We start from the raw sequence: 22,656 nt of genomic DNA, 5'->3' as shown, positions 1-22,656 counted from the left end.
TATGACATTCGGTGCAATTATCATGATGCTGTTTGGCTTTGGTATCACTTGGGGGGGAGCAGCTTACTGCATCTCTGTCGCCATGAAAAAGCAAGGCAAATAGCAGTAACAAGTAACAAGTAACACATATTAAAGAGGCTCATTAGAGCCTCTTTTATTTCCATACTCCAGGTAGATCACGGTAAAAACAAGCCTCAGACTAAAACTTTGTTAGCAGTGATTCATTCCCATAAAGAATCCTTTTCCTTATCTCTATCATATCGTTACAATCACACGAACTCAGTAATTATAATTAACAAAAGTCGTACTCAAGGAAAGGCAATGAAGCTATCTGCTATTATACTCTCTCTCGCGCTACTCCCAACGTCGGTACTGGCTGCATCCACAAGTTGTGAAAGTGATAAATATCATCAGTATGTCGATGCATCTCTATCTTGGTATCAGAGCCTCGTCGATTTAGCCGTAAAAAAAGATGAAAGCCTTAAAGAAGTCGGGCAATGGTTTCTTGATGGCCGCAAACACCATTTTGAGTTGAACCGTGAAGCGGTTGACTGGTACCTAGCAAATGACAAAGACGAGCTTGACCTTACCCAACCCGTTGAATCTTGGCTGAAGTTAACTCAGCAAGATGTTAAAGCCCTGTCTCAGCAAGACAACGAGCTCGGACAGTTTGCGAAGAAATCTTTCAATGATCGCCAAAGTAAACCCCACCCGCAGAATTATGAACTACGTAGTGCATTTGCAGAGCTACTGACTCACCCGGGTAATATTGATAAGCCACTTAATGCCTATAATGAGAAGATGACAGCAATTGCTGCTATCGACTGCAAGTAAGCAAACACAATGGCGCCGGGATGTGCTCACCATCCCGGTGTTATGCCCTGTCCCATTGCTGACAGCCCACAAAGTCGAGCATTTATCAAACATCAATTAACATCAGATATTTAACCTTTCACTGACTTTACGTATCCTATACCCAAGTATCTTTTTTATTTTAAAGTCATAGCCTTAAAATAATTATGGTTTTTCCAAGGAACAAAAATGAATCTTTTTAAACTGTGCCTATTGACGTGCGTAGTGTCATCGACAGCGCAGGCTGCGCCCAATATAGGGTGGACGCCGGGGCTCGGTGGAGATATATCACTATTAACGGGTTATACAAAAACCTCATCTCAATTCAATACGGATAATGACGTCACCACAGACCTCAACAAGAGCGGCGATTCCGAGAGTAAATTCATTGCCTCCCCATTAGGGACGATTAGCTATACCTCGGATCAGGCAGACAAGCAGATCTACTTTGGTACCAGTCGTTCTGATGTTGCCTTAGGACGTTTCCATGTCGAATTAGGTTATCGGCAGCGCCTCCCAGAAAAAGGAATGCTCAGTATTAGTTATGTACCAGGCCTTATGTCGAGCTCGACGTGGGAAGACCCACTCGCTGTTAACCAGAAACGCGAAGAAACAGACAGTAAAATAAAAGGGCTGCGTCTACAGTATGACCGAATACTAGGTTCTAACTTCTCCATTGAGCTATCTGGCGGCAAGCTTGATATCGAGGATGAAAAGAGTGGTCAGCAACAGTTCACCCCAGAAGACCAAGCTTTGCTTAAACGCGAAGGAAATATTCTTTTCTCTCAGTTAAGCTATTTCAAGCCTATCAATCGCGATCAAATTCTACGAAGTGCTATCAGCTACACTCGGCTTAATGCCGATGGAGGAGCAATGGCAAATGATACATACGGCGCTGAATTAGGGGTTATTCAGCGGCTACCCAGTTCGAGCCTAGCCCTGACACTCAGTTACGATATTGCAGAATTTGACGAAACCAACCCCGTTTTTGACCAGCGCCAAAAAGATAATCGCTGGGGTGTATTCCTCGCCTATGAATATCGTAAACCCTTTGGTTGGGAGAACTGGGGGCTCGTATCACTTGCCGGTTATAATGAAAGTAATTCAAACATTAACTTCTATGATGAGGATTCGTTGCTTATCAGTGCTGGTATCAACTATAAGTTTTAAGCAGACGGTGATTCTCCAATCCAAACGAATACTCAACTGTTCGGCTGATTATTGAAATCAAATATTTCGGGACAACCACCGCAAATTGCATTAAATTAGCAACAATTTGCCAACTTTCACCTAAAGTATCAACCTAATATGGCAGTGGATAACAGAAAAGCCGATGCTTCCGTAGAGTCGCTGCATCGCATATTTACGGTGCCGGAAGCACCCGATTCGACCTTAGGGCGAATAGAGAAAGAAATCTCGGAGAATCTCAATGCGTTTCTTCAAACGCACATTGCTGCCCGGGAAAAACCTCTTGCTGAAATTGAAAAGGATTTTTCATCTGCAGATATTCCGGAAAATCCCAGTTTCGTTTCAGAGCATACCCATTTCCTACTGGATAAACTCGTTGCCCAGTCGGTACACACCTCTGCGCCTAGCTTCATTGGCCACATGACATCGGCATTACCGTATTTTTTAATGCCTTTATCGAAGATCATGATCGGCTTGAACCAGAATTTGGTTAAAATCGAGACTTCAAAAGCATTCACCCCGCTTGAACGTCAGGTACTGGGGATGCTGCATAACCTGATCTACAATGAGAACGACCAGTTCTACCAGCGCTGGATGCATAGTGCAGACCACTCACTGGGCGCATTTTGCTCTGGTGGCACGATCGCCAATATTACAGCCCTTTGGGTTGCTCGAAATAATGTGCTCAAACCTGATGGTGAATTCCGTGGTGTCGCCCAGGAAGGACTGTTCCGTGCCATGAAACATTATGGCTATGAAGATCTCGCTGTACTGGTTTCAGAGCGCGGACACTACTCGCTTAAAAAAGCAGCCGATGTTCTTGGTATTGGGCGCGAGTGCGTTATTCCGATCAAGACGGATGATAATAACCGTGTCTGTGTTGACGAACTAAACAATACCCTTGATTCACTTAAAGCTCGCAATATTAAGCCAATTGCGATTATTGGCGTTGCCGGAACAACCGAAACGGGCAATATCGATCCGTTAGACGAGCTTGCCGATATTGCCGAGCAGCATGATTGCCATTTTCATGTCGATGCTGCTTGGGGTGGCGCGACACTAATGTCGAACAAGTATCGCCCGCTCTTGAAAGGGATCGAGCGTGCTGACTCAGTGACCATTGATGCTCACAAGCAACTCTATGTGCCGATGGGCGCCGGTATGGTGATATTCAAAAACCCAGCCCACATGACAGCCATCGAACATCATGCCGAATATATCCTACGGAAAGGCTCTAAAGATTTAGGAAGCCATACATTGGAAGGTTCGCGTAGTGGTATGGCAATGCTGCTGTTTGCAAGTATGAACATTATTAGCCGTCCGGGCTATGAAATGCTCATCAATAACAGTATTGAAAATGCCAAGTTCTTTGCGCAGCTGATCAAAGATCACCCTGACTTTGAGCTGATTTCTGAGCCTGAACTCTGTCTGCTTACTTACCGTTTTGTTCCTGAAGCAACGCAGCGTGCGCTGGATATTGCTACTGCTGAGCAAAGAGCAGAGCTACTTGATGCCATTGATGACCTGACTAAATTCATTCAGAAAAGGCAGCGTGAATCCGGTAAGTCGTTTGTATCTCGAACACGGCTCACCCCGGAGAAATGGGGGCGGAAAATTACGACAGTATTCAGAGTAGTATTGGCCAACCCTTTGACAACCGAAAGCATCCTTAAAGATGTCTTGCGTGAACAGAAGGATTTAGCAAAAGAAAGCGAACTGAGTTTCCCTAAAATTAATGCGCTCACAAAACGTATATTAGGCGAATAATCGAGATTGATTGGCATGTGTTTGGCGCATTCCTTACCAAAGCCTTAATGCCAAAATGGCTTAAATTACAAAATGGTAGACAATATAACAGTCAAATATATAGTTATATTCTCCAGCTTTCAGCAAATAGCCTGGCTATAGCCAGGCTATTTTTTTAAAAAAAACGATACCACGTTCAAAAAACAACCACACCACCGCACAGAAAATAAGCAATCAAACTTCAAAGCCTGTTTTTATTATCAAAATTCAGTCTTATTAGAAAATAAAGACTGAAATATAAGGTATCTTTTCCGCTGTTACATATATTTTTATTTTAAAAAAGTGCGAATTAAACATTGCTTTTGCGTATATATTGTACACCAGTCATCCAATAGACCTATAAAGTGTGGGTTATCTCGCGGTTAACTTGTTAACAACAATTAACACAACTTGATTTAGATCAATAAAAACGCCGATCTTAGATGCAAAAAAAAGCCGATATACTGTGTATACCGGCCCATTTATTACAAAATATTTCAGGCTAGAATAATGGTCAAAATGTGCAAAAAGCCATCAGCCACTTAAAACATCAATCACCGGCAAACATATATCCTTCACCATGGACAGTGACAAAAATCTGTGGGTTTTTAGGGTCCAATTCCATCTTCGAACGCATTCTTCTGATCAGTACATCAATGGTCCGATCGTTAGGTGCTTCCACTCGATGGCTCAGCATATTCAGAATGCGTTCACGGCTTAGCACGACGTTAGGATGGGATGAAAAAGCCACTAGAAGCTCATATTCAGCCTTAGTTAACTTAACTGGAACACCGTTACGGGTAAGCGCTCGCTTATTGATATCAAACTGCCAATCACCAAAGCGAATAATGCTGTCTTCCTGCAATTCGACCATGGTTTCATCACGTGCTTTTTCTACTAAAGACATGCGCCACAACAAGTTTTTCACTCGAACTAACAATTCTCTTAGTTCAAAGGGCTTAGTTACATAATCATCCGCGCCCATCTCAAGGCCGACGATTCGATCAATGCTGTCAGTACGTCCGGTAACCAAAATGATACCGACTTCAGAGCGGCTTCGAAGTTCGCGGGTTAGTAACAGGCCATCTTCACCTGGCAAGTTAATATCCAGCATTACCAGATCGATTTTTTCACTAGCCATGATCTCACGCATTTGATCACCGCTCTCGGCCTGGCTGACCTTATAACCCTCATTTTCAAAATACCCAACAAGCTTAGTTCGGGTAACAATTTCATCTTCTACAACAAGTACGTGATGACTCATTTTTATCTCTTTATTTATATCTGGGCAGTCTTTAAAAACGTAGCACAATAGACGGTTATTAACAATTTGTCATAAAGCCGACAATCCTGTTAATCCCCACCCTTATCCTTATTCATATCGTGGAATTAAGATTAAACCATAAAAATTTATACGTCACCGTAGTTTACGGTGACATTCATACTTTAATGGAATCTTCCACTATGAAAAAACTTTGGCAAAAGTTGATTAAACCAAGCAGCAAGTATCCAATTCTTGCGTTGGTATTAGTCGGTATCGGTATCACGCTTGCGGGCACATTTGTTGTCCACAAAGGCTTTGAAGTCACTTCGACTATCGAATTCTGTACCTCTTGCCACACCATGGAACAGAACTACGAAGAATACAAAGAAACTGTTCACTTTAAAAATGCTTCTGGTGTTCAAGCAATCTGTGTTGACTGTCACCAGCCTAAAGACTTCCCTGGTAAAGTATTCCGCAAACTTGAAGCCGCGAAAGATCTCTATCACCACTTCGTAACTGGCAAAATTGATACCCCAGAAAAGTTCGAAGACAACCGCCTGCACATGGCACAAACCGTGTGGGATCGTATGAGCAGCCAGAAATCCAAAACTTGTAAGAGCTGTCACTCTTACGATGATATGGATCACAGCAAACAATCTGCAAAAGCGGCGATGGAAATGAAAAAAGCTGCTGCTGCCGACATGAACTGTATCGAATGTCACAAAGGTATTGCCCACGAGCTTCCTAACATGGCTGGCGGCTTCCAGAAAGATTTCGAAGAGCTTCAGTCAACGGCTAAGAGCCAAGGCGCAACTTCAGAAACGCTTTACTCTCTAGGCGAAAAGGACATGTATGCGACTGCTGATGCCAATGCTAAGGCTGAAGGCAAGCTGCTACCGGCGTCTGAAGTTATCGTTCTTGAACGTAAAGACAACATGCTGAAAATCAAGGTTGACGGTTGGTTGGAAAAAGCAGGCAAAGGCCGTGTGATGACTGAGTACATGGGTAAACGTGTATTTAAGGCAACTATCCGTGGTGATGTTAAAGCGACTGAACAGCTAATCGAAGAACAAACTGACAGCGCGACTGACATCGTTTGGCAGCACGTTTCTGTTGAAGCATGGATCACTGCTGAAGACATGATTGACAACATTAAGCCTATCTGGAACTACGCAGAAGACATGTACGGTGCAACTTGCAATGCCTGTCATGCAGCTCCAGACCCAGCGCACTTCACAGCCAACGGTTGGATCTCTGGCCTGAACGCAATGAGTGCCTATTACCGTCTGAGCAAAACGGAAGAGCGTACTCTGCTGAAGTACCTACAGAACCACGGTAAAGACACTGGCGGCGCTGGCGCACACTAATTCCTGATGGGCGGGGCTGATGAATATAATCACTCCCTACCCCGCCCTTTGAAAAAGAATTTTAATTTAAGGATTTCCTCTATGGCGACTCAAATTCTAAATAAAGGCGTTTCTCGCCGTCGCTTCCTGTCTGGAATGTTTGCTGCAAGTGCAGCGACTGTTGTAGGTACAAGCCTGCTTGCACCACGCAAAGCAATGGCTGCGGCTGAAACCAAAGCAAGCTTCAGCGGTGAAGTACTTTCTGGCTCTCACTGGGGTGCTTTCCGCGCTAAAGTTGAGAACGGCGTTTGGGTAGATACTGTTCCTTTTGAAAAAGATCAGCACCCAACAACAATGATCAACGGTGTCCGTGAGGTGGTATACAACCCAGCTCGTGTTAAGTACCCGATGGTTCGTATCGACTGGCTAAAACACGGCTTCAAGTCTGATACGTCACAGCGTGGTGACAACCGTTTCGTGCGCGTGCCTTGGTCTCAGGCTCTCGATTTCTTCTATCACGAGATGGAACGCGTTCAGAACACCTATGGCCCAAGTGCACTATACGGTGGCCACACCGGCTGGCAGTCAGTAGGTAAACTACACTCTGCGGGCACCATGATGAGCCGCGCACTTGGCCTACACGGTACTTACCTAGGTAAGATGGGTGACTACTCAACAGGTGCAGCTCAGGTAGTTCTTCCTTACGTTGCTGGTGCGATGGAAGTTTACGAGCAGCAAACTTCTTGGCCGCTGGTACTAGAGCACTCTGACACTATCGTGATCTGGGGCTCTGACCCGATTAAAAACCTACAGGTTGGCTGGCTAGTACCTGATCACAGCCCATACGCTTACTATCAGCAACTGGCTGAGAAAGTGAAGAACAACGAAATCAAGGTTATCTACATTGATCCAGTTCGTTCTGAAACTCAAAAAGCAGTCGGTGGCGAGCAGGTGCCTGTTAACCCGCAAACCGACGTACCATTGATGCTGGCTATCGCGCATACCCTGTATACCGAGAACCTGTACAACAAAGACTTCATTGCAGACTACACCACTGGCTTCGACAAGTTTGTACCATACCTTACCGGTGACAAAGACGGTGTTGAGAAGACACCAGAGTGGGCTGAAAAAATCTGTGGCATCAAGGCAGATGATATTCGTGCCCTTGCTCGTCAGATGGCTTCTGGTCGTACTCAAATCATCGGCGGCTGGTGTCTACAGCGCATGCAGCACGGTGAGCAGTACGCTTGGATGCTGGTTGTTGTTGCAGCAATGCTTGGGCAGATCGGCTTACCAGGTGGCGGCTTCGGTTTCGGTTGGCACTACAATGATGCAGGTTCAACGACTTCAAACGGCCCACTAATGTCTGGCTTTAGCGGTGTGACAGGTGTTGACCCAATCCATAATGGTTCATTCAAAGGCTACTCAACCTACATCCCAGTAGCTCGTTTTGTTGACTGTATCGAAAACCCTGGCAAGACTATCCAGTGGAACGGCCACGATGTGAAGTTCCCAGAGATGAAGATGGCTGTTTTCTGTGGTAACAACCCGTTCCACCACCACCAAGATCGTAACAAGATGATCAAGGCGTGGCGTAAGCTAGAGACTGTGGTTTCTGTCGAACACCAGTGGACGGCAACTTGTCGTTTCGCCGATATCGTTCTTCCTGCTACCACAACGCATGAGCGTGACGACATCGAGCAGTACGGTAACCACTCGAACGCAGGTATCATCGCACTTCCAAAAGTGGTTGAGCCAATGTTCGAAGCGAAAGATGACTTTGATATCTTCCGTGAGCTTTGCCGCCGTTTCGACCGTGAAGAAGCGTTCACGGGTGGTAAATCACAGATGGAATGGATTGAGCAAATCTATAACGGTGCGCGTCTGCAGGGCCGTGGCCTTGGCGTTCGTATGCCTAACTTCAAGAAATTCTGGGAAGGCGAAGGCTTTATCGAGTTCCCTGAAGGCAAAGAGTGGGTACGTCACGAGTCATTCCGTAAAGAACCGGATCTGGAGCCACTAGGTACAGCGTCTGGCCTGATCGAGATTTACTGTAAGACTATCGCAGACATGGGTTACGACGACTGTCAGGGTCACCCAATGTGGTTCGAGAAGAATGAGCGTAGCCATGGCGGTCCTCGTTCGAACAAGTTCCCGTTGAACCTGCAGAGCACGCACCCGAACCACCGTCTGCACTCGCAGCTTTGTTCGTCAACTGAGCACCGTGCTACCTACTCGGTTGCAGATCGTGAACCTGTATACGTCAGCACGAAAGATGCGAAAGCGCGTGGTATCAAGTCTGGTGATATCGTTCGTGTATTCAACGACCGTGGTGAAGTTCTTGCCGGTGCCGTTGTTACTGACGACTACAAATCAGGTGTTTGCCGTATCCATGAAGGTGCATGGTACAGCCCGCTAGAAGGTGGCAAGCCAGGTACAATGTGTACTTACGGTGATCCAAACGTTCTGACTCAAGATGTCGGCTCTTCAAAACTGGCTCAGGCAACATCAGCCGCTTCTGCACTGGTAGAGATCGAGAAATACACCGGTAAGGTTCCTGCGGTTACTGGCTTTAACGGTCCAGTAGAAGTTACGGATATCAACCCGCTATTCCCGGCAATGGATCTGGCATAAGCCACCCTGCCGATTGTCAGAGGCGATTGCCTCTGACAATATTTAGCGTAAATGAAGGTAATGGCCTCGTTTCATTACCTTTTATTCCCCAAACAAAACCTATTCACATATAATCATTGATTACATTGATGTTCTATCTGAATATGTTTTATGCAGTCCGACAGGATAAAAACCTAATAAGTTGGCACTGCTTTACTCTGGAGTACCCATGCAAGAGTTTATTGCTTTCAACGAACAACGTGCAGAAATTTACTGGTGGATGTCTTCCCTACTCTCTCGTGAACTAAGCGAGAGTGACATCGCCGAATATCACGGTGATGAGATGCTAACCTTCCTGTCAGGCCTTGGTATGACATCTGAACTCAAACAACCTGTTGAAGCATTTCGCGATGCTCTCAATCGCTTGAAAACCCGTGAAGATGCCCAGCTTGAACTTGCCGCTGATTTCTGTGGCCTATTCTTGAGCACACCAAAATCAGGAGCGCTTCCTTACGCGTCAATGTACGTCGGTGAAAGCGGTCTATTGAACGATAAGCCGGCTCAAGACATGAACAAGCTCATGGAAGAATACAATATTGCTCAGCGCAAAGAGTTCAATGAACCAGCGGACCACGTGGCTGTTGAGCTGGATTTCATGGGCAACCTGATTATTCTTGCCAACCAGCAAGAAAACGAAGAGCAAGCTGAAGCGGTAATGCAAGCGCAGCTTGAATTCCTTAACACCATGCTACTGAACTGGCTACCGGCATTTGCCAAGGCGTGTGACTCACGCGATCAGTTCGGCCTTTACGCCGCAGCAGTAAACCTGCTTCTTGCGTTCTGCCACTTAGATGCCGCATTCCTTGCGGGCGAAGAACAATAACCTAATCAGTCACCACAAAGACTGAACCTCACTATCTCTAGTTGCCGGCATATGGATTGCCGGCTTTTTTTGAACATCACTCCTCACAAGCTATTCCTCCCAAACTGAACAATCATCCGTTCAGCAAACGCACAGCTTTCATGACATTGCACTGACATTTTCTTCCATCCAGTTTTATAGATTGAAACAACTCAGACAACAAAGAGATATCTGCAATGCACAATATCAACTCGCAAGTGAAACAACAGCCTTCTTTAAAAAACTGGTTTATCAAGATGTCTTTGCCTCTGGCCCTTTTATCCATGATGCTGCTTGGCCCACAAGCCAATGCCAGCGGTATCGCAACAGACTCTATTGCAAATCAGAAAGAAACCGTAAACCGTATCAATGCCATTCAACGGGATCTCACCAGCATCAGGCAACAAACCCTACAGGCTAACCCTGAATTAGCCGAGCAGTCTAAAGAGCTAGAAGCTAAGTTCCAGCAGAAAGCCGAAGAGGTTGGTTACGACCCAGAGACATTCATTACCAAAGCTCAAGAGATTCAAGAGCAGGTCAAAGACACTTCATTAAGCGAAGAACAGCGAAGCGAGCTGATCAAAGAGTTTGCCGCAGCCAAACAGAAAATGGCTGAACAACGTCAGGCTATCATTTCTGACAAGGAACTCATGGCAATGCAGGAGAAACTTCAGCAAGAAACCATGGTAGCGATGAAAGCCCATGATCCTAAAACAGAAAAATTGGTCGAAGAGTTAAACACTCTGGTTGAAACTATTCAGTAATCTCAGTAACAAACCAGATTCACTTCCTCAGTAAATGACTTCACCGCGGCATTCAAGCTACGGTGAAGTTTTTTGCGTGCAGGCTATTGCCTATCCTCTTCGAAATTACTCAGGCTTATTCCCATCTCTTCAGCAACATCGGCCCAGTAAGGCTCGGCCTCACAAACACAGCAATCGCACCAGGGAGCAACGCCTTCATGCATGCTCATTCGCTGATTTCGATCTGTCGAGCCAGCAGCCTGTGAACGAGCACTTTTTAAATGAGAACAGACAGGATTCGTTTGATTTACAGCCATTACTCATCCTCCATCCATAGCTCATTATTAAGTGTATTTGGGTATTTCTAAATAACAAATAGGCCCGCAATTGCGGGCCTATAAGCTAATTTTTCTAAGCGAATTGTTTAAGCAAAATATATTGCTAATGATTTTAGTGAGCAGCCGCTTCTTTATGCTCTTCTTTTGTTGATGGCTCATCAAAAGACATGTTGCGGGTCACGTAAACAGCAAGCACCAAGGCACTTAAACCGCCAACTAGCTTGCCTGCAACCACAGCTGAAATCATGTCGCTGTTTACTGCAGCGGTAAAGCCGAGGTGATCACCGAAAACAAATGAACCACATACTGCGAAAGCAACATTAATCACTTTTCCGCGGTTATCCATTTCTTTGAAAATGTTGAACATTGCAATGTTGTTCGCCATGGTTGCGACCAGACCTGCCGCCGCTTTTTCACCCATGCCCATTGCGCTACCCATCTTGATCAAAGGCTTGTTCAGGTGCTGAGTAATAAAGTGTACCATCGGGAAGGCCCCCGCCAGCACAATTGCAATTGCGCCAACAATCTCGATACCGTCAGAAATCGGCGCCATACCCGGGATCAACACCAAGCCAGTCAAGGTTTCAACAACGATTGCAGCAAGTGCCAAAGTGATCATTCCGATCACACCTTTACCGAATACCTCGAAGCCACGGATCATCGCGTCAGGCTTCAACCATAGGCCTACGGCAATCAGTGCGGCAACAATCACGATTGGGATCAAGTTGCCAAGGATCATCGCAACATCAAAACCAGCCACTAGGCCACCGACAAAACAACCGACAGGAATAGTCGTTAAGCCAATCAATACACCGCGAGCAAGATAAGGCGTATCCTCTTTCTCGATAATACCCAGTGCGACTGGAATGGTGAATACCAATGTCGGCCCCATCATTGCGCCCAAAATCAGACCAGAGAAGATACCTGCTTCTTCTGTTTCAGCCATGCTCTGTGCCAACGGATAACCACCCATATCGTTAGCTAGCAACGTACCGGCAAACATTGCTGGATCAGCACCTAACGCGGTGTAAAGTGGTACGACAATCGGGCTTAATAAATCAGCAAGCACCGGAGCCAAACTCACCACACCGACCATTGCAAGGGCTAACGCCCCCATTGCCATGAAGCCTTCTTCGAACTGCTCTCCATAGCCCCAACGATTACCCAGCACTTTGTCGACAGCGCCGAGCACCATAAAGCCCACCATAATATATAAAATAATGTCATTCATGATGTTTCTACCTTCCTGATAATTCATCAATAATCGCTAGTTCAGAAGGCGCTCCTAAATTTAGGGTGAACGAATCCTGCCCTATGCGATCACACATGGCTAAAATTGAATCTCAATAACACGCACTGTTAGTTATCGCGGAATTGCAATAACAAAAATCATCACAGCTTATTACTGGCGTTCGAGCAAACCACTGCCCGAACCGCCATTAAACTAAACTTTGCCTTCCAAGATTTCTTTTCTCGGCTGAGCAATAACAACTTTATCGACTAATACACCTTTGGTACGAATACGCTCGGCGGCCGCATCAACGGCAGCCTGTACCGCCGCGACATCACCGGTTAGCGTTACAAAGCCTTTTCCGCCAATAGCCATTGCCATATGAACTTCGAGAAGTTCGATATTCGCGGCTTTTACAGCAGCATCAGCGGCTTCCACAATCGCGGCAACCGAGAATGTTTCAACAATACCCAGTGCCGAGGTATGCTCAACCACGCGTGTACCGGCAATTGCCGGAAAGACGTCAGGATGGACATTGGCAATGATCAAGTCATCCACCACTTCACCACCACCAACCCGCAGCCCAGTTTCTACCGCAGCATTGATCGCAGCAACATCACCACCCACCATCACCATAAATTTGCCGGGACAAATCGTCCGATTAAATAGAATTTCGACACTCGCAGCTTTTAACATGGCATCAGCTACCAAATATCCACGGGCAATCGAATTTAACTCAATACAACCAATCGCATTAACCATTACTTGCTCTTTATTATTTGCTGCTATTTATTATTCAGCCCTATTTGAAGCACCGCATTCAGTGTACTCAAACAGGTTGGCACTCAATGACGACCTTCTCGCCTACAGCCGTTACTACACCGTCAAGGCTGGCATGAACTGCGACACTAAGCGCATCCGGTGCCGGTTGGCCTATCATCTGTCCTTTCTTGACGCTATCGCCCACTTTGACGGTTGCTATAGCCGGTCGACCAATATGCTGAGAAAGTGGGATCTCAAGATGGCTAACCTTTAGCTCGCACTCACGGTATTCCGCTTTTGTCAGGGCATAGTCGGCCAGCTCGAGGCGACGTACCAAGCGTTTAGTCGGTACCCCACGGTAGTCACGTAGCGGGTGCACATCCTTGGTTTTGGCCTGTAACTGAGCCGGAGACAACAGCTTCTGCTCATCTCGTAATGCACGTTTGGTCGTTGCACAGACTCGACTTGGATCCAGACCTTCCGGGCAAGACCACATGGTGCATAGGTTGCACTCACAACATGCCTGCGCAGCCAGAGCGTAGCTCAAGTTGTTGGCACCAGAAACCTGCAGCGAACGCATTGCCATATGCGGTTGCACAGGATAGCCCAGCAGGTTACGCGGACACATCGAGGTACATTGGCTGCATTGATCACAAGACGACTTCCCGATACGGCGAAGATCTTGCTCGCTGCGGGTCTTGATCTTGGCGATCCGAGAGGTTCGCGGCAGTACCAATAACCCACTCGACACTTTGGTGATCGGTTGTTCCAGGTTATCGGTCACCGAGCCCATCATCGGGCCGCCTTCGACCACAATAAAATCACTGCACGTCATACCACCAGCCAGTTCAATCGCTTCTCGGTAGGACAAACCGATTGGCAGCCAAGCGGTATATGGGTTACGCACTTCGCCATGTACAGTGATCATGGTTTCCGTAACCGGCACCCCTTGTGCAGCGCGAAATACATTGATGAACGACTCGACATTATTGACCATCACGCCAATTTCTTTGGGCAGGCCCCCCGAAGGAATACGCTTACCTGTCGCCTGATACACAAGTTCAACCTCGTCTCCGGCAGGATAAACGTCTTCCATCAGCAACAACTCGATACCCGCAGGTAAATGCGCCTGTAGGCAAGCAATCGTGTCGGCATTCTTTTTCTTAATACCAATCACCCCGCGAGCAGCACCTACCTGCTTCATCGCGATCAACATGCCGCCGCAAAGTTCTTTGGCCCAACGTTGCATCAACACCTGATCTTTATAAAGCAGCGGCTCGCACTCAGCACCATTGGCCAAAACCATTTCGACCTGGCAATCGAGTTTAACGTAGGTGGGGAAACCTGCCCCACCTGCGCCAATCACGCCGCCATGCTGAATCTGTTGTAATAACGGATTCACGACTGAACTCCTAACTAGTTCGCAATTGGATTACGGGCCACTTCCAGCACCGCTGCCTGAAATGCTTCACAAGCTGCACGGCAAGCTGCCTGTGAACCGGTCAGGTGACCACCACCGAAGTTAGTTTCTGACGGTGGCGCAAACATATTAACCAATCGCACATCTGCCGCTTTTAGTGCCGCATCCAGTGCATACATCGCTTCTAGTGGAGGCGCAATCAGGTATGCCAGCGCTTCGCCCTGCTCGACACCGGCTTCTTCAGACAGGTAAGTCCCGGTTGAAGAAACAAGGTGAGCAAAATAGGCAATATCACCGTTTTCATCGGCGCACTGGAATGCGGCTTCATCTTCGATAAAGGCTTTAGCGCGATCCAGACCGGCAATCACGTCCGCCGGACATGCTGCAGCCAGAATACCGATCACTTCGCCTGACGTAGGGCCAGATGAATGCGCCGCACCCGCGTAAAAAGAGCGAGCATACACAACATCGACATTAGCCGCTTTTGTCGCCTCATCAAGCGCACAATATGTCACATCATCACAATCGGCAGTGATAATACCGATACTGTTATGGTGAGGCTTCAAGCCCATCTTTTCTTTATATACCGAGTCAACCGAGGCAATAACTCGCGTTGCTAATACTGCTGGTTGAATTTTGTCTAGAATAGCCATTGTTCGTTCCTATATTAGCGCTTCAAGTTGATACCACTGGCTTTCTTCGCCAGCATATCTTTAACCAAGTCAACAATTACTGCTGCCGCTTCCACTGGCGGTGTACCACCGGCATGAATATTTGAAATTACAGTACGATCCGATTCCACCGTCTCGGCTGTCGGCTTGTAGATTGCGTAGCAACTCAGTGACTCTGACTGACCAAGTCCAGGGCGCTCACCGATAAGAAGCAGGTTCACTTCAGCATTCAGAAGCATGCCAATTTCATCTTGCGCCTTTACGCGGCCATAACGGAGAAAGAATGGTGTACCTACATCCAGCCCCGCATTCTTCAGGCCGTTTAACAATGGCGGTAGGATTTCGTCATGGTTTACAGTTACCGCATCAAGGCTCAAGCCATCAGACAGGACAACCTGAACCTGTGGTGTCTGCTTACAGCTATCTTTGATTAACGCTTTCGCCGCATCGTTAAGTTTCCGGCCTAGATCAGGACGGGTCAGGTACTCATCTTTGTCATTGGCGCACGACTGAACTTCCATCAGTTTGCGCTCTTGTAGCCAAGACGATTCTACGTTCTTGATCACCGTATCTTTAGAGCGAGAGTGGTCAGCAAGAAAACGTAATAATGCTGTTGTACGAGGACGCGGGCCGGTACGTCCGGTACCAACACGGGCATCTGTCTGTGACATCAGATCTTCAACAACTTTGTTGTCGAGAGCTCCCTCAATACCATTCCACTTTTTAAACTGGATATCACCCAGATCAGGCAGTGATTCCCCACTAACCTGTGGTACGTATCCGCCCGCGACAGGCGTAACCGCATCCACGACCTTAGTTACATCTGAAGTTGCTACATTGGTCTCGCCAAGCTGGGCGAGTACTGTTGCGACGATGTCCTGAATTTTTTGCTCGTTCATTACCAAACCCTTACTTGAAGAAGATTGACGGATCGCCCGCTTTACGCGTCAGACGACCGTTTTCCATCAGACCCATAGTTTCCATCCATGCTTCAAACTCTGGCGCAGGGCGCAGTTTCAGCAGCTGACGAACCGAGGCTGTATCGTGGAAAGAGGTAGTTTGGTAGTTCAACATGATGTCATCGCCCATCGGCATACCGATGACAAAGTTAACACCTGCGGCTGCCAACAAAGTAACGAGGTTTTCGTTCGAGTTCTGATCCGTATCAGCATGGTTGGTGTAACAGGCATCACAGCCCATTGGCATGCCTGATAGCTTACCCATAAAGTGATCTTCAAGACCGGCACGAATGATCTGCTGATGGTTGTACAGATACTCAGGACCAATGAAGCCAACGACGGTATTCACAATATGCGGGTTATAGCGCTGGGCCAGTGCATAGCAGCGTGCTTCCATCGTCATCTGGTCGGCACCGTGGTGGGCATCGGCCGATAGCTCAGAGCCCTGTCCGGTTTCAAAATACATCATGTTTTCGCCGGCAAGATTGCAGTACTGCTTACCAATTTCGTAAGCTTCATCCAGCATATCGACGCTAACACCGAATTCAGCCAAACCTTTTTCAGAACCGGCAATACTCTGGAACAACAAGCCGCCAGGCGCGCCACGACGAACCGCTTCCATCTGGGTAGTAATATGCGAAAGTACACAAGGCTGAGTCGGGATATCCCACTTGGTAATAACATCCTGAATCGCATTCAGCATCTGGGTCGTGTTTTCGACGCTGTCGGTAACAGGGTTAATACCGATTACCGCGTCACCACAGCCGTAGGTCAAACCTTCATAAGTCTGAGCCAGAATTGAGCTGACGTTGTCGCGGGTATCATTTGGCTGCAAGCGACAGCTAAAGTGGCCAGGCAAACCGACGGTCGCATTTGCCTTGGTTACCACCGGCATTTTACTCGCACCGTACATCAAGTCGCCGTTTGAACACAGCTTACCTACCGCAGACACGATCTCAGCGGTAAGGCCCTTGCGCAGACGCTGCATGTCTTCGTGTGTCATATCATCTGACAATACGTACTCACGCAGTTCGCTCACCGACCAGTTCTGAATTTTTTCGAACATCGCACGGTTCAGGCTATCTTGGTTGATCCGAGTGATGATATCGTTTTCGTAGCTGACCACAGGGTTTTCACGCAAATCCTTAAGGGTCAGTTCAGACAGAACATGCTTCGCAGCAACACGCTCCTGCGCAGTTTCTGCAGCAACACCGGCTAAGATGTCACCAGAACGTAGGTCAGAGGCTTTTGCCAATACTTCTTTTACATCCCTGAATTGGTAAGTCTGACCAAACAGGTGGGTTTTCAACTTCATGCAATAACTCCTATTAAGACGGGAAGGCGAGTGATTTGACTGTCAAAGGAACGATCTCCCCGCCGAAGTAACTGTTGCCAATATCGATGTAGTCACCTTCATGGGTGATCACTTCATCAATCACGCTCACGGGTTGTGGATGGAGCTGGGGCTGCAGCTCCATGCCGAGCGCTTTTCCTATATCGTTGTGAACCACGACAAATGCCGGGGCCTGATGGTTGCCGTGCTCGCGATAAAACCGGGCCAGCTCGCTGGCTACATGCTGAACAGCGAAATAGCGCACCGGCATACCACTATCAATGGCAACCGCGTAACGGTCACAGCCAAGGGCTAGATCCATTCGCTCTGCAGCAATGATGATTTCATCGCAGATCGACGGCGTCTCTTGCAGCCAATCCACGGCCGGGTGAACCACCGGGATATTTTTCAACGGCAACTCGTCAGAATTCAGCCAGATGGTTGAGCCGGATAATGTGAGTGAATAGGCACCGGCGCCAATCACCGTTGCCCGTACCGTCTGGTTCGGCTTTCTTACCGGTAGGGCAGCAAGCTCATGATGGCTCAGCAAGGCACTAGCCAGATGCGGTCCAATATCACCAAAATGTCCAGACTCGCTATTATGCTGGTACTGGTGTTGGTAATAGCATTCCCCCACACCACCACTTAAGAACACCGCATCAATGTCCGAAAGAGATTCGAGAGCCGGGGTTTGTAGTAGCTGAACCGCCAGCGGTGACAGCTGCCCGTTCATCACCTCGACAATCAAATCGGCCATACGCGTAACGATTCGGTTGAGATGATCAACCGTAACCTGTCGAGGATTCAGTGCTTCACCGAACAAGTCCTGCATTACCGCAATCGCAGGCTTGTGGACATAGGTGATTTCGCCCTGCCCGTTTAGCTCAACCAGGCGGCCACCGATGTTCAGGCACGCTGTCGACACGACACGGCCGCAGTCGAACACCACATAATTCGAGGTGCCGCCACCGATATCGATGTTCATCACCTTCAGGTGGTTATGCTGCGACAGCTCCTGCGCGCCGCTACCCCGTCCGGCAATGACCGATTCAAGGTTCGGCCCGGCCGTTGCAACAACGAAGTCGCCTAGCTGCTGTGACAGATCCATGATGGCATCACGGGCATTGTGAGCCTTGGCCGTTTCGCCGGTAATAATGATGGCCCCGGTCTCTACCCCTTCAGCGGCAAAACCGGCTTGATCAATCTGGTTCTCGATAAACTGACGCAGACGGTCAGCATCAATGGTCCCCTGATGATTAATCGGGGTAAACGACACCGGGCTCTGATACGAAATCTCTCGATCGACAAACTCATAGACCGGCACCTGCGACGCAGGCGCGCGGTTTACAACAGTCAGGTTCGAGAAAATCACCTGGGTGGTCGTGGTACCAATATCGATACCGACACTATGGACAATTTTCCTATCCATCAGCAGTATCCTTCTGGCAGCTGACCGACCATGACCTGCTTCAGCAATGTCACAATTTGCGCCGGGGTTACCTGACGCGGGTTGCCCTGCAGGCAAATATCCTGCATTGCCTGCTCAGCCAACTGCGGCAAGTCCTGCTCGGCAATCTCGACATCCGCCAGTGAGGTCGGCAATCCAAGATCCACCACCAATTGCCTTACCACCAAAATGGCAGCCCGGCACCGCTCACGACACGTCATGGCTTCGCGGCTGACACCCAATGCATTGGCAATCTCGGCATACTCGGCTTCACAGCTAAGAGCATTGAACGCCATGACATAAGGCAGCAAGATGGCATTGGCCACACCATGCGGCAGGTGATAACGGGCACCAATTTGATGAGCGATAGCATGCGTCAAACCTAATCCAGCATTACTAAATGCCAGACCCGCTTTATAGGCGGCCACCGCCATGTCGTAGCGCTTATCCATATCCTGCCCGTAGCCAACGGCTGTCGGCAGCGCTTTGATCAATGCTTCAATCGCGTGATAGGCATACGCTTTCGATAACGGATTCGAGTTTCGCGATACATAGGCTTCGATGGCGTGGGTCAAGGTATCGATGCCGGTTGCCGCAGTGATCGTCGCTGGAACACCAAGCATCAGAGCAGGATCAAGCAAGGCAAGGTCCGGAACCAATGCTGGCCCTTTCACCGGCACCTTGATATCCAAAGCTACATCTTTGATCACCGTAATATCGGTGACTTCCGAGCCGGTACCGGCAGTGGTCGGGATCGCCCCCAAGCCAACCTGACGTGAGGCAATTCCGCCGACCTTAAATTCAGTCAACGGTCCCTGGTACTCACCGATAACCGCAATCGCCTTGGCCGCATCAAGCGCAGAACCGCCACCTATCCCCAGCACAAAATCAGCTTTACTAGCACAAAGTGCCGTTTGACCGCGAACAATCAGATTGCTGTCCGGCTCACCCTCAACCTCACAGAACAAGGTCAGCTGGAGTCCTGCCAATGTGATCGCATTTGCACAGCCAGCGGTCAGTCCCAGCTGATGAACCATTTTGTCGGCGACCAGCAGAACGTGGCTGGCACCCAGCTCAACGAGAGCATCCCCAAGCTGGTTAACACAATGCCCGCCAGTTACCGTGATAGCCGGCGAGCGGAACGTAAAGCCACGGTAAGGCCGATACTGCTGCAGGGTTTGCTGCACAATACTGGCGATTTCGGTACTGGATACAGACATGGCTTACTCCTTACCTTTGAGGGTGAGGCCGTAGCTGGCAATCGCCAGCGGCGTCAGGTACAAAGCCCGAGACAGCTCGATCACTTCAATTTCAGGAAAGGTTTTACGGAAGATCTGGGCAAACCCCGCGATCAGCGTGCCACCACCGGTAAGATAAATCGCACCGGGCTGATGATCGGCAATATGATCGGCGACGATATCAGACATCTTCTCAATCACCGGTTTTGCCATTGCCGCAATCAGCGGGTCTTCATGGCTACGGCGTTTTTGCTGTTCCGCCTCCTCCATATCAACCCCCATACCACCGGCAATCGCCAAGCTGACATGGCGCCCCCCCGACGGTTCGTCTAGCGAACTGACAAGGCTACCGTTCTCAATAATCGCAGTACCCGTTGTACCACCACCGACATCGACCACGGCTCCCTGCTCAATGTGAAGCAATTCCGCAACACTCGATGGCTCATCAATCACATGACTCACCACGATCCCGGCAGATTCCACCACATTGATTGAAATACGCGGATCCGTACCCGGTGGGTATGAGGTAATCGCCTCTTCCACGAAAATGCCCAGCTTCTGCTGCACTTTGGCCAGCTGATCACGGACGATACGACAAGCACCGACATAATCGACAACCACACCATCGCGAACGACATCAGCCCAGTCCAGGAACGCTGCAACCGGCGTTCCTTCCTCATCAATAACAACGGTCTGGATATCTGCGGTTCCCAAATCAATACCGACATACCAGGTTTCAGGTGCACTAACCGGCGTTTCATCGTTAACTATCTCGTCGATAATCAACAAGTTATGATTGGCTTGTTCGAGATACGTAGTCATGATTTATACAATCCTGAAAGAATCAACAGCCGTGCAACGGCGCTTACGGGTAAAGGTCAGCGCGTTAGTCACACCTTCGCCAGTCGGCGTCGAGATGGTCATCGTGGTCCAGCCTTCGCCACCGGCACCAATTGCCGCAATTGAAGGGCCATTCTTGGCAAGGAGACTACAATCCATTTCGTAGGCCATACGTGTCAGCACATCGATGTTCTTCGAATGAATTGCTGCGGTATGGCGGTTGCTCTGCTCTAGCTCAACAGCCCAGTCAATGGCCTGATCAGCGTTGGCGGCACGGATCAGCGGCAAGATAGGCATCATTTGCTCGGTAACTGCAAATACATGAGACCTATCAGCATCAAATACCAACAGACGCGTATCGGCAGGTACATCGATACCCGCAGCGGCAGCAAGCTTGGCTGCATCACGCCCAACCCATTGTGGGTTGGCGGCTGGGTTGTCGCCCGGGTAGCCCTTAAGCACCACGCGAGCTATTGCTTCAGCTTGCTCTGGCGTAACTTCATATGCCCCATTGCGACACATCTGAGCCTTTAGCTCGTCGGCGATCGACGCCACGGCAATAATTTCTTTCTCGGTCGCACACACGATATTGTTATCGAATGATGCACCCTGAACAATTGAAATAGCAGCACGCTCAAGATCGGCCGTTTCGTCGACGACGACTGGCGGATTCCCCGGGCCTGCAGCAATCAAACGCTTGTCTGTAACCTTGCGAGCAGCTTCTACTACTGCATCTCCACCCGTCACAACCAACAGGCCAATTCCCGGGTAAGTAAATAGCAGCTGGGCATTTTCGAGTGACGGTGTTGCAACCGTTGTACAAATATTGGCAGGGCCGCCTACGCTTTCAGAGGCTTTATTCACCAGCTGAATGGCATACTGAGATACTTTCTTCGCTGCAGGGTGCGGTGCAAATACAACACCATTACCTGCCGCGATCATGCTAATCGCATTGTTAATCACTGTGCACGATGGGTTAGTACTTGGCGTGACAGAGGCAATGACCCCCCACGGTGCATTTTCCATCAAGCTCATACCTGCATCACCAGATACGGCCTGCGGTGCTAGAATTTCCGTACCAGGAGTACGGTGGGCGACCAACAAATGCTTGCTGATTTTATCTTCAACCCGACCAAAGCCGGTTTCTGATACCGCCATTTCTGACAGCTCGCGGGCATGCTTTTTCGCCATACGGCGAATTGCCAGAATAATGTCATCACGCAGGGCAATGGTGCGAATTTCTCGCTGGGCAGCTTTTGCCGCTGCCACGGCGCCATCCAACGTCGGATAAATACCGTAGTCACCTTGCTCGCTCACAGAAGGCGTGCCTGCCGCGCTGCCGCTAAGCTGCATGACGACACGTCTAACAATCTCTTCTATTTGCTGCTGATCCATAAGGAACCTTCTCCAAACAGCTAGTAATGCTTGTTGTACAATTGCTCGCTAGCTGCTGTTACTTCATCAATAATTCCGACCACACATAGGTCAACCGGAGAACCGTTTTCCGCACTGCCATATGCGGCGCGGGCAGAACTGCCGGCCACGACCATCACCCACTCCCCTTCACCAGCGCCAAGCTGATCCATCGCGATATGAATGTCACCCGTTGCCTCGCCGCATTTATCAACAAACTCAACCAGACACAATTTGTCCATTCGCATATGCTGACTACGTACCGTGGCAATCACATGGCCTATTACACGTGCAATTCGCATACGTTCTCCT

The 22,656-nt window shown here is 48.6% G+C and carries 21 protein-coding genes; 8 read left to right on the top strand and 13 right to left on the bottom strand.

The genetic code is table 11. From position 1 onward, the window contains the following. The first annotated feature begins 1 nt into the window (after position 1). From MD588_RS03125 to panP, 4 genes are all read left to right on the top strand, one after another. Positions 2-103, top strand: coding sequence for a MetS family NSS transporter small subunit (locus MD588_RS03125; RefSeq protein WP_265695369.1), 102 nt, complete (start codon positions 2-4; stop codon positions 101-103). Positions 104-321: 218 nt separating this feature from the next. After that, the gene (locus tag MD588_RS03120; protein ID WP_265695367.1) at positions 322-834 is read left to right on the top strand and encodes a hypothetical protein; all 513 of its coding nucleotides are present in this window, start codon (positions 322-324) and stop codon (positions 832-834) included. A gap of 207 nt (positions 835-1,041) precedes the next feature. Continuing rightward, positions 1,042-2,022, top strand: coding sequence for a DUF2860 domain-containing protein (locus MD588_RS03115; protein ID WP_265695366.1), 981 nt, complete (start codon positions 1,042-1,044; stop codon positions 2,020-2,022). A gap of 138 nt (positions 2,023-2,160) precedes the next feature. Then, a complete protein-coding gene (gene panP, locus MD588_RS03110; RefSeq protein ID WP_265695365.1) occupies positions 2,161-3,807 on the top strand; it encodes a pyridoxal-dependent aspartate 1-decarboxylase PanP in 1,647 nt (548 codons plus the stop codon). Positions 3,808-4,375: 568 nt separating this feature from the next. On the opposite strand, the gene torR is transcribed toward panP, so the two are convergent. Further along, on the bottom strand, positions 4,376-5,089 hold the full coding sequence (gene torR / locus MD588_RS03105; protein ID WP_265695364.1) for a two-component system response regulator TorR: 714 nt from the start codon (positions 5,087-5,089) through the stop codon (positions 4,376-4,378). Positions 5,090-5,289: 200 nt separating this feature from the next. On the opposite strand from torR, the gene torC reads away from it, so the two are divergent. The 4 genes from torC to MD588_RS03085 all read left to right on the top strand — a co-directional run bounded on the left by torC (position 5,290) and on the right by MD588_RS03085 (position 10,713). Further along, positions 5,290-6,456, top strand: a complete 1,167-nt coding sequence (gene torC, locus MD588_RS03100) for a pentaheme c-type cytochrome TorC (RefSeq protein ID WP_265695363.1) — start codon at positions 5,290-5,292, stop codon at positions 6,454-6,456. Positions 6,457-6,537: 81 nt separating this feature from the next. After that, positions 6,538-9,069 carry a trimethylamine-N-oxide reductase TorA gene (gene torA, locus MD588_RS03095; RefSeq protein WP_265695362.1) on the top strand — a complete coding sequence of 844 codons (2,532 nt, stop codon included), beginning with the start codon at positions 6,538-6,540 and terminating at the stop codon, positions 9,067-9,069. A gap of 208 nt (positions 9,070-9,277) precedes the next feature. Beyond that, on the top strand, positions 9,278-9,931 hold the full coding sequence (gene torD / locus MD588_RS03090; protein WP_265695361.1) for a molecular chaperone TorD: 654 nt from the start codon (positions 9,278-9,280) through the stop codon (positions 9,929-9,931). Positions 9,932-10,146: 215 nt separating this feature from the next. Next, positions 10,147-10,713: a hypothetical protein gene (locus tag MD588_RS03085; RefSeq protein WP_265695360.1), complete on the top strand. Its 567-nt coding sequence runs from the start codon at positions 10,147-10,149 to the stop codon at positions 10,711-10,713. An 83-nt stretch (positions 10,714-10,796) separates the two neighbouring features. Here the strand turns inward: MD588_RS03085 and MD588_RS03080 are convergent, their stop codons facing one another. The 12 genes from MD588_RS03080 to MD588_RS03025 all read right to left on the bottom strand — a co-directional run bounded on the left by MD588_RS03080 (position 10,797) and on the right by MD588_RS03025 (position 22,646). After that, positions 10,797-11,009, bottom strand: coding sequence for a hypothetical protein (locus MD588_RS03080; protein ID WP_265695359.1), 213 nt, complete (start codon positions 11,007-11,009; stop codon positions 10,797-10,799). A 133-nt stretch (positions 11,010-11,142) separates the two neighbouring features. Next, positions 11,143-12,261 carry an ethanolamine utilization protein EutH gene (gene eutH / locus MD588_RS03075; RefSeq protein WP_265695358.1) on the bottom strand — a complete coding sequence of 373 codons (1,119 nt, stop codon included), beginning with the start codon at positions 12,259-12,261 and terminating at the stop codon, positions 11,143-11,145. A gap of 213 nt (positions 12,262-12,474) precedes the next feature. Beyond that, the gene (locus tag MD588_RS03070) at positions 12,475-13,023 is read right to left on the bottom strand and encodes a BMC domain-containing protein (protein WP_265695357.1); all 549 of its coding nucleotides are present in this window, start codon (positions 13,021-13,023) and stop codon (positions 12,475-12,477) included. Between the two features lie 67 nt (positions 13,024-13,090). Continuing rightward, positions 13,091-14,425, bottom strand: coding sequence for a 4Fe-4S dicluster domain-containing protein (locus MD588_RS03065; RefSeq protein WP_265695356.1), 1,335 nt, complete (start codon positions 14,423-14,425; stop codon positions 13,091-13,093). 14 nt (positions 14,426-14,439) lie between these two features. Continuing rightward, positions 14,440-15,096 (bottom strand): ethanolamine utilization microcompartment protein EutL, encoded by a 657-nt coding sequence (eutL, locus tag MD588_RS03060; protein ID WP_265695354.1) that lies wholly within the window; start codon positions 15,094-15,096, stop codon positions 14,440-14,442. Positions 15,097-15,110: 14 nt separating this feature from the next. Next, positions 15,111-16,013: an ethanolamine ammonia-lyase subunit EutC gene (gene eutC / locus MD588_RS03055; protein WP_265695353.1), complete on the bottom strand. Its 903-nt coding sequence runs from the start codon at positions 16,011-16,013 to the stop codon at positions 15,111-15,113. Between the two features lie 10 nt (positions 16,014-16,023). Then, positions 16,024-17,388, bottom strand: a complete 1,365-nt coding sequence (locus MD588_RS03050; RefSeq protein ID WP_265695352.1) for an ethanolamine ammonia-lyase subunit EutB — start codon at positions 17,386-17,388, stop codon at positions 16,024-16,026. Between the two features lie 13 nt (positions 17,389-17,401). Then, positions 17,402-18,835 (bottom strand): ethanolamine ammonia-lyase reactivating factor EutA, encoded by a 1,434-nt coding sequence (locus MD588_RS03045; protein ID WP_265695351.1) that lies wholly within the window; start codon positions 18,833-18,835, stop codon positions 17,402-17,404. Next, entirely contained in the window at positions 18,835-20,073 is a 1,239-nt protein-coding gene (locus MD588_RS03040; protein WP_265695350.1) for an iron-containing alcohol dehydrogenase family protein, read from the bottom strand. The genes MD588_RS03045 and MD588_RS03040 overlap by 1 nt, the downstream gene beginning before the upstream one ends. 3 nt (positions 20,074-20,076) lie before the next feature. Beyond that, complete coding sequence (gene eutJ / locus MD588_RS03035; protein WP_265695348.1) at positions 20,077-20,913, bottom strand: ethanolamine utilization protein EutJ; 837 nt, start codon at positions 20,911-20,913, stop codon at positions 20,077-20,079. A gap of 3 nt (positions 20,914-20,916) precedes the next feature. Continuing rightward, positions 20,917-22,326 (bottom strand): aldehyde dehydrogenase family protein, encoded by a 1,410-nt coding sequence (locus MD588_RS03030; RefSeq protein ID WP_265695347.1) that lies wholly within the window; start codon positions 22,324-22,326, stop codon positions 20,917-20,919. A 20-nt stretch (positions 22,327-22,346) separates the two neighbouring features. After that, positions 22,347-22,646 (bottom strand): EutN/CcmL family microcompartment protein, encoded by a 300-nt coding sequence (locus MD588_RS03025; protein ID WP_265695346.1) that lies wholly within the window; start codon positions 22,644-22,646, stop codon positions 22,347-22,349. Positions 22,647-22,656 lie beyond the last annotated feature (10 nt).

This window comes from Photobacterium obscurum (assembly GCF_026191635.1).
In the GTDB taxonomy this organism is placed as follows: domain Bacteria; phylum Pseudomonadota; class Gammaproteobacteria; order Enterobacterales; family Vibrionaceae; genus Photobacterium; species Photobacterium obscurum.
Note: the sequence above shows the minus strand (reverse complement) of the source record. Positions and strands in the feature narration are given on the sequence as shown.

Excerpts from the sequence above, each read along its gene's own strand:
- MD588_RS03125 (WP_265695369.1), top strand. The coding sequence starts at position 2 with ATGACATTCGGTGCAATTATCATGATGCTGTTTGGCTTTGGTATCACT.
- MD588_RS03120 (WP_265695367.1), top strand. The coding sequence starts at position 322 with ATGAAGCTATCTGCTATTATACTCTCTCTCGCGCTACTCCCAACGTCG.
- MD588_RS03115 (WP_265695366.1), top strand. The coding sequence starts at position 1,042 with ATGAATCTTTTTAAACTGTGCCTATTGACGTGCGTAGTGTCATCGACA.
- panP (WP_265695365.1), top strand. The coding sequence starts at position 2,161 with ATGGCAGTGGATAACAGAAAAGCCGATGCTTCCGTAGAGTCGCTGCAT.
- torR (WP_265695364.1), bottom strand. The coding sequence starts at position 5,089 with ATGAGTCATCACGTACTTGTTGTAGAAGATGAAATTGTTACCCGAACT.
- torC (WP_265695363.1), top strand. The coding sequence starts at position 5,290 with ATGAAAAAACTTTGGCAAAAGTTGATTAAACCAAGCAGCAAGTATCCA.
- torA (WP_265695362.1), top strand. The coding sequence starts at position 6,538 with ATGGCGACTCAAATTCTAAATAAAGGCGTTTCTCGCCGTCGCTTCCTG.
- torD (WP_265695361.1), top strand. The coding sequence starts at position 9,278 with ATGCAAGAGTTTATTGCTTTCAACGAACAACGTGCAGAAATTTACTGG.
- MD588_RS03085 (WP_265695360.1), top strand. The coding sequence starts at position 10,147 with ATGCACAATATCAACTCGCAAGTGAAACAACAGCCTTCTTTAAAAAAC.
- MD588_RS03080 (WP_265695359.1), bottom strand. The coding sequence starts at position 11,009 with ATGGCTGTAAATCAAACGAATCCTGTCTGTTCTCATTTAAAAAGTGCT.
- eutH (WP_265695358.1), bottom strand. The coding sequence starts at position 12,261 with ATGAATGACATTATTTTATATATTATGGTGGGCTTTATGGTGCTCGGC.
- MD588_RS03070 (WP_265695357.1), bottom strand. The coding sequence starts at position 13,023 with ATGGTTAATGCGATTGGTTGTATTGAGTTAAATTCGATTGCCCGTGGA.
- eutL (WP_265695354.1), bottom strand. The coding sequence starts at position 15,096 with ATGGCTATTCTAGACAAAATTCAACCAGCAGTATTAGCAACGCGAGTT.
- eutC (WP_265695353.1), bottom strand. The coding sequence starts at position 16,013 with ATGAACGAGCAAAAAATTCAGGACATCGTCGCAACAGTACTCGCCCAG.
- MD588_RS03050 (WP_265695352.1), bottom strand. The coding sequence starts at position 17,388 with ATGAAGTTGAAAACCCACCTGTTTGGTCAGACTTACCAATTCAGGGAT.
- MD588_RS03045 (WP_265695351.1), bottom strand. The coding sequence starts at position 18,835 with ATGGATAGGAAAATTGTCCATAGTGTCGGTATCGATATTGGTACCACG.
- MD588_RS03040 (WP_265695350.1), bottom strand. The coding sequence starts at position 20,073 with ATGTCTGTATCCAGTACCGAAATCGCCAGTATTGTGCAGCAAACCCTG.
- eutJ (WP_265695348.1), bottom strand. The coding sequence starts at position 20,913 with ATGACTACGTATCTCGAACAAGCCAATCATAACTTGTTGATTATCGAC.
- MD588_RS03030 (WP_265695347.1), bottom strand. The coding sequence starts at position 22,326 with ATGGATCAGCAGCAAATAGAAGAGATTGTTAGACGTGTCGTCATGCAG.
- MD588_RS03025 (WP_265695346.1), bottom strand. The coding sequence starts at position 22,646 with ATGCGAATTGCACGTGTAATAGGCCATGTGATTGCCACGGTACGTAGT.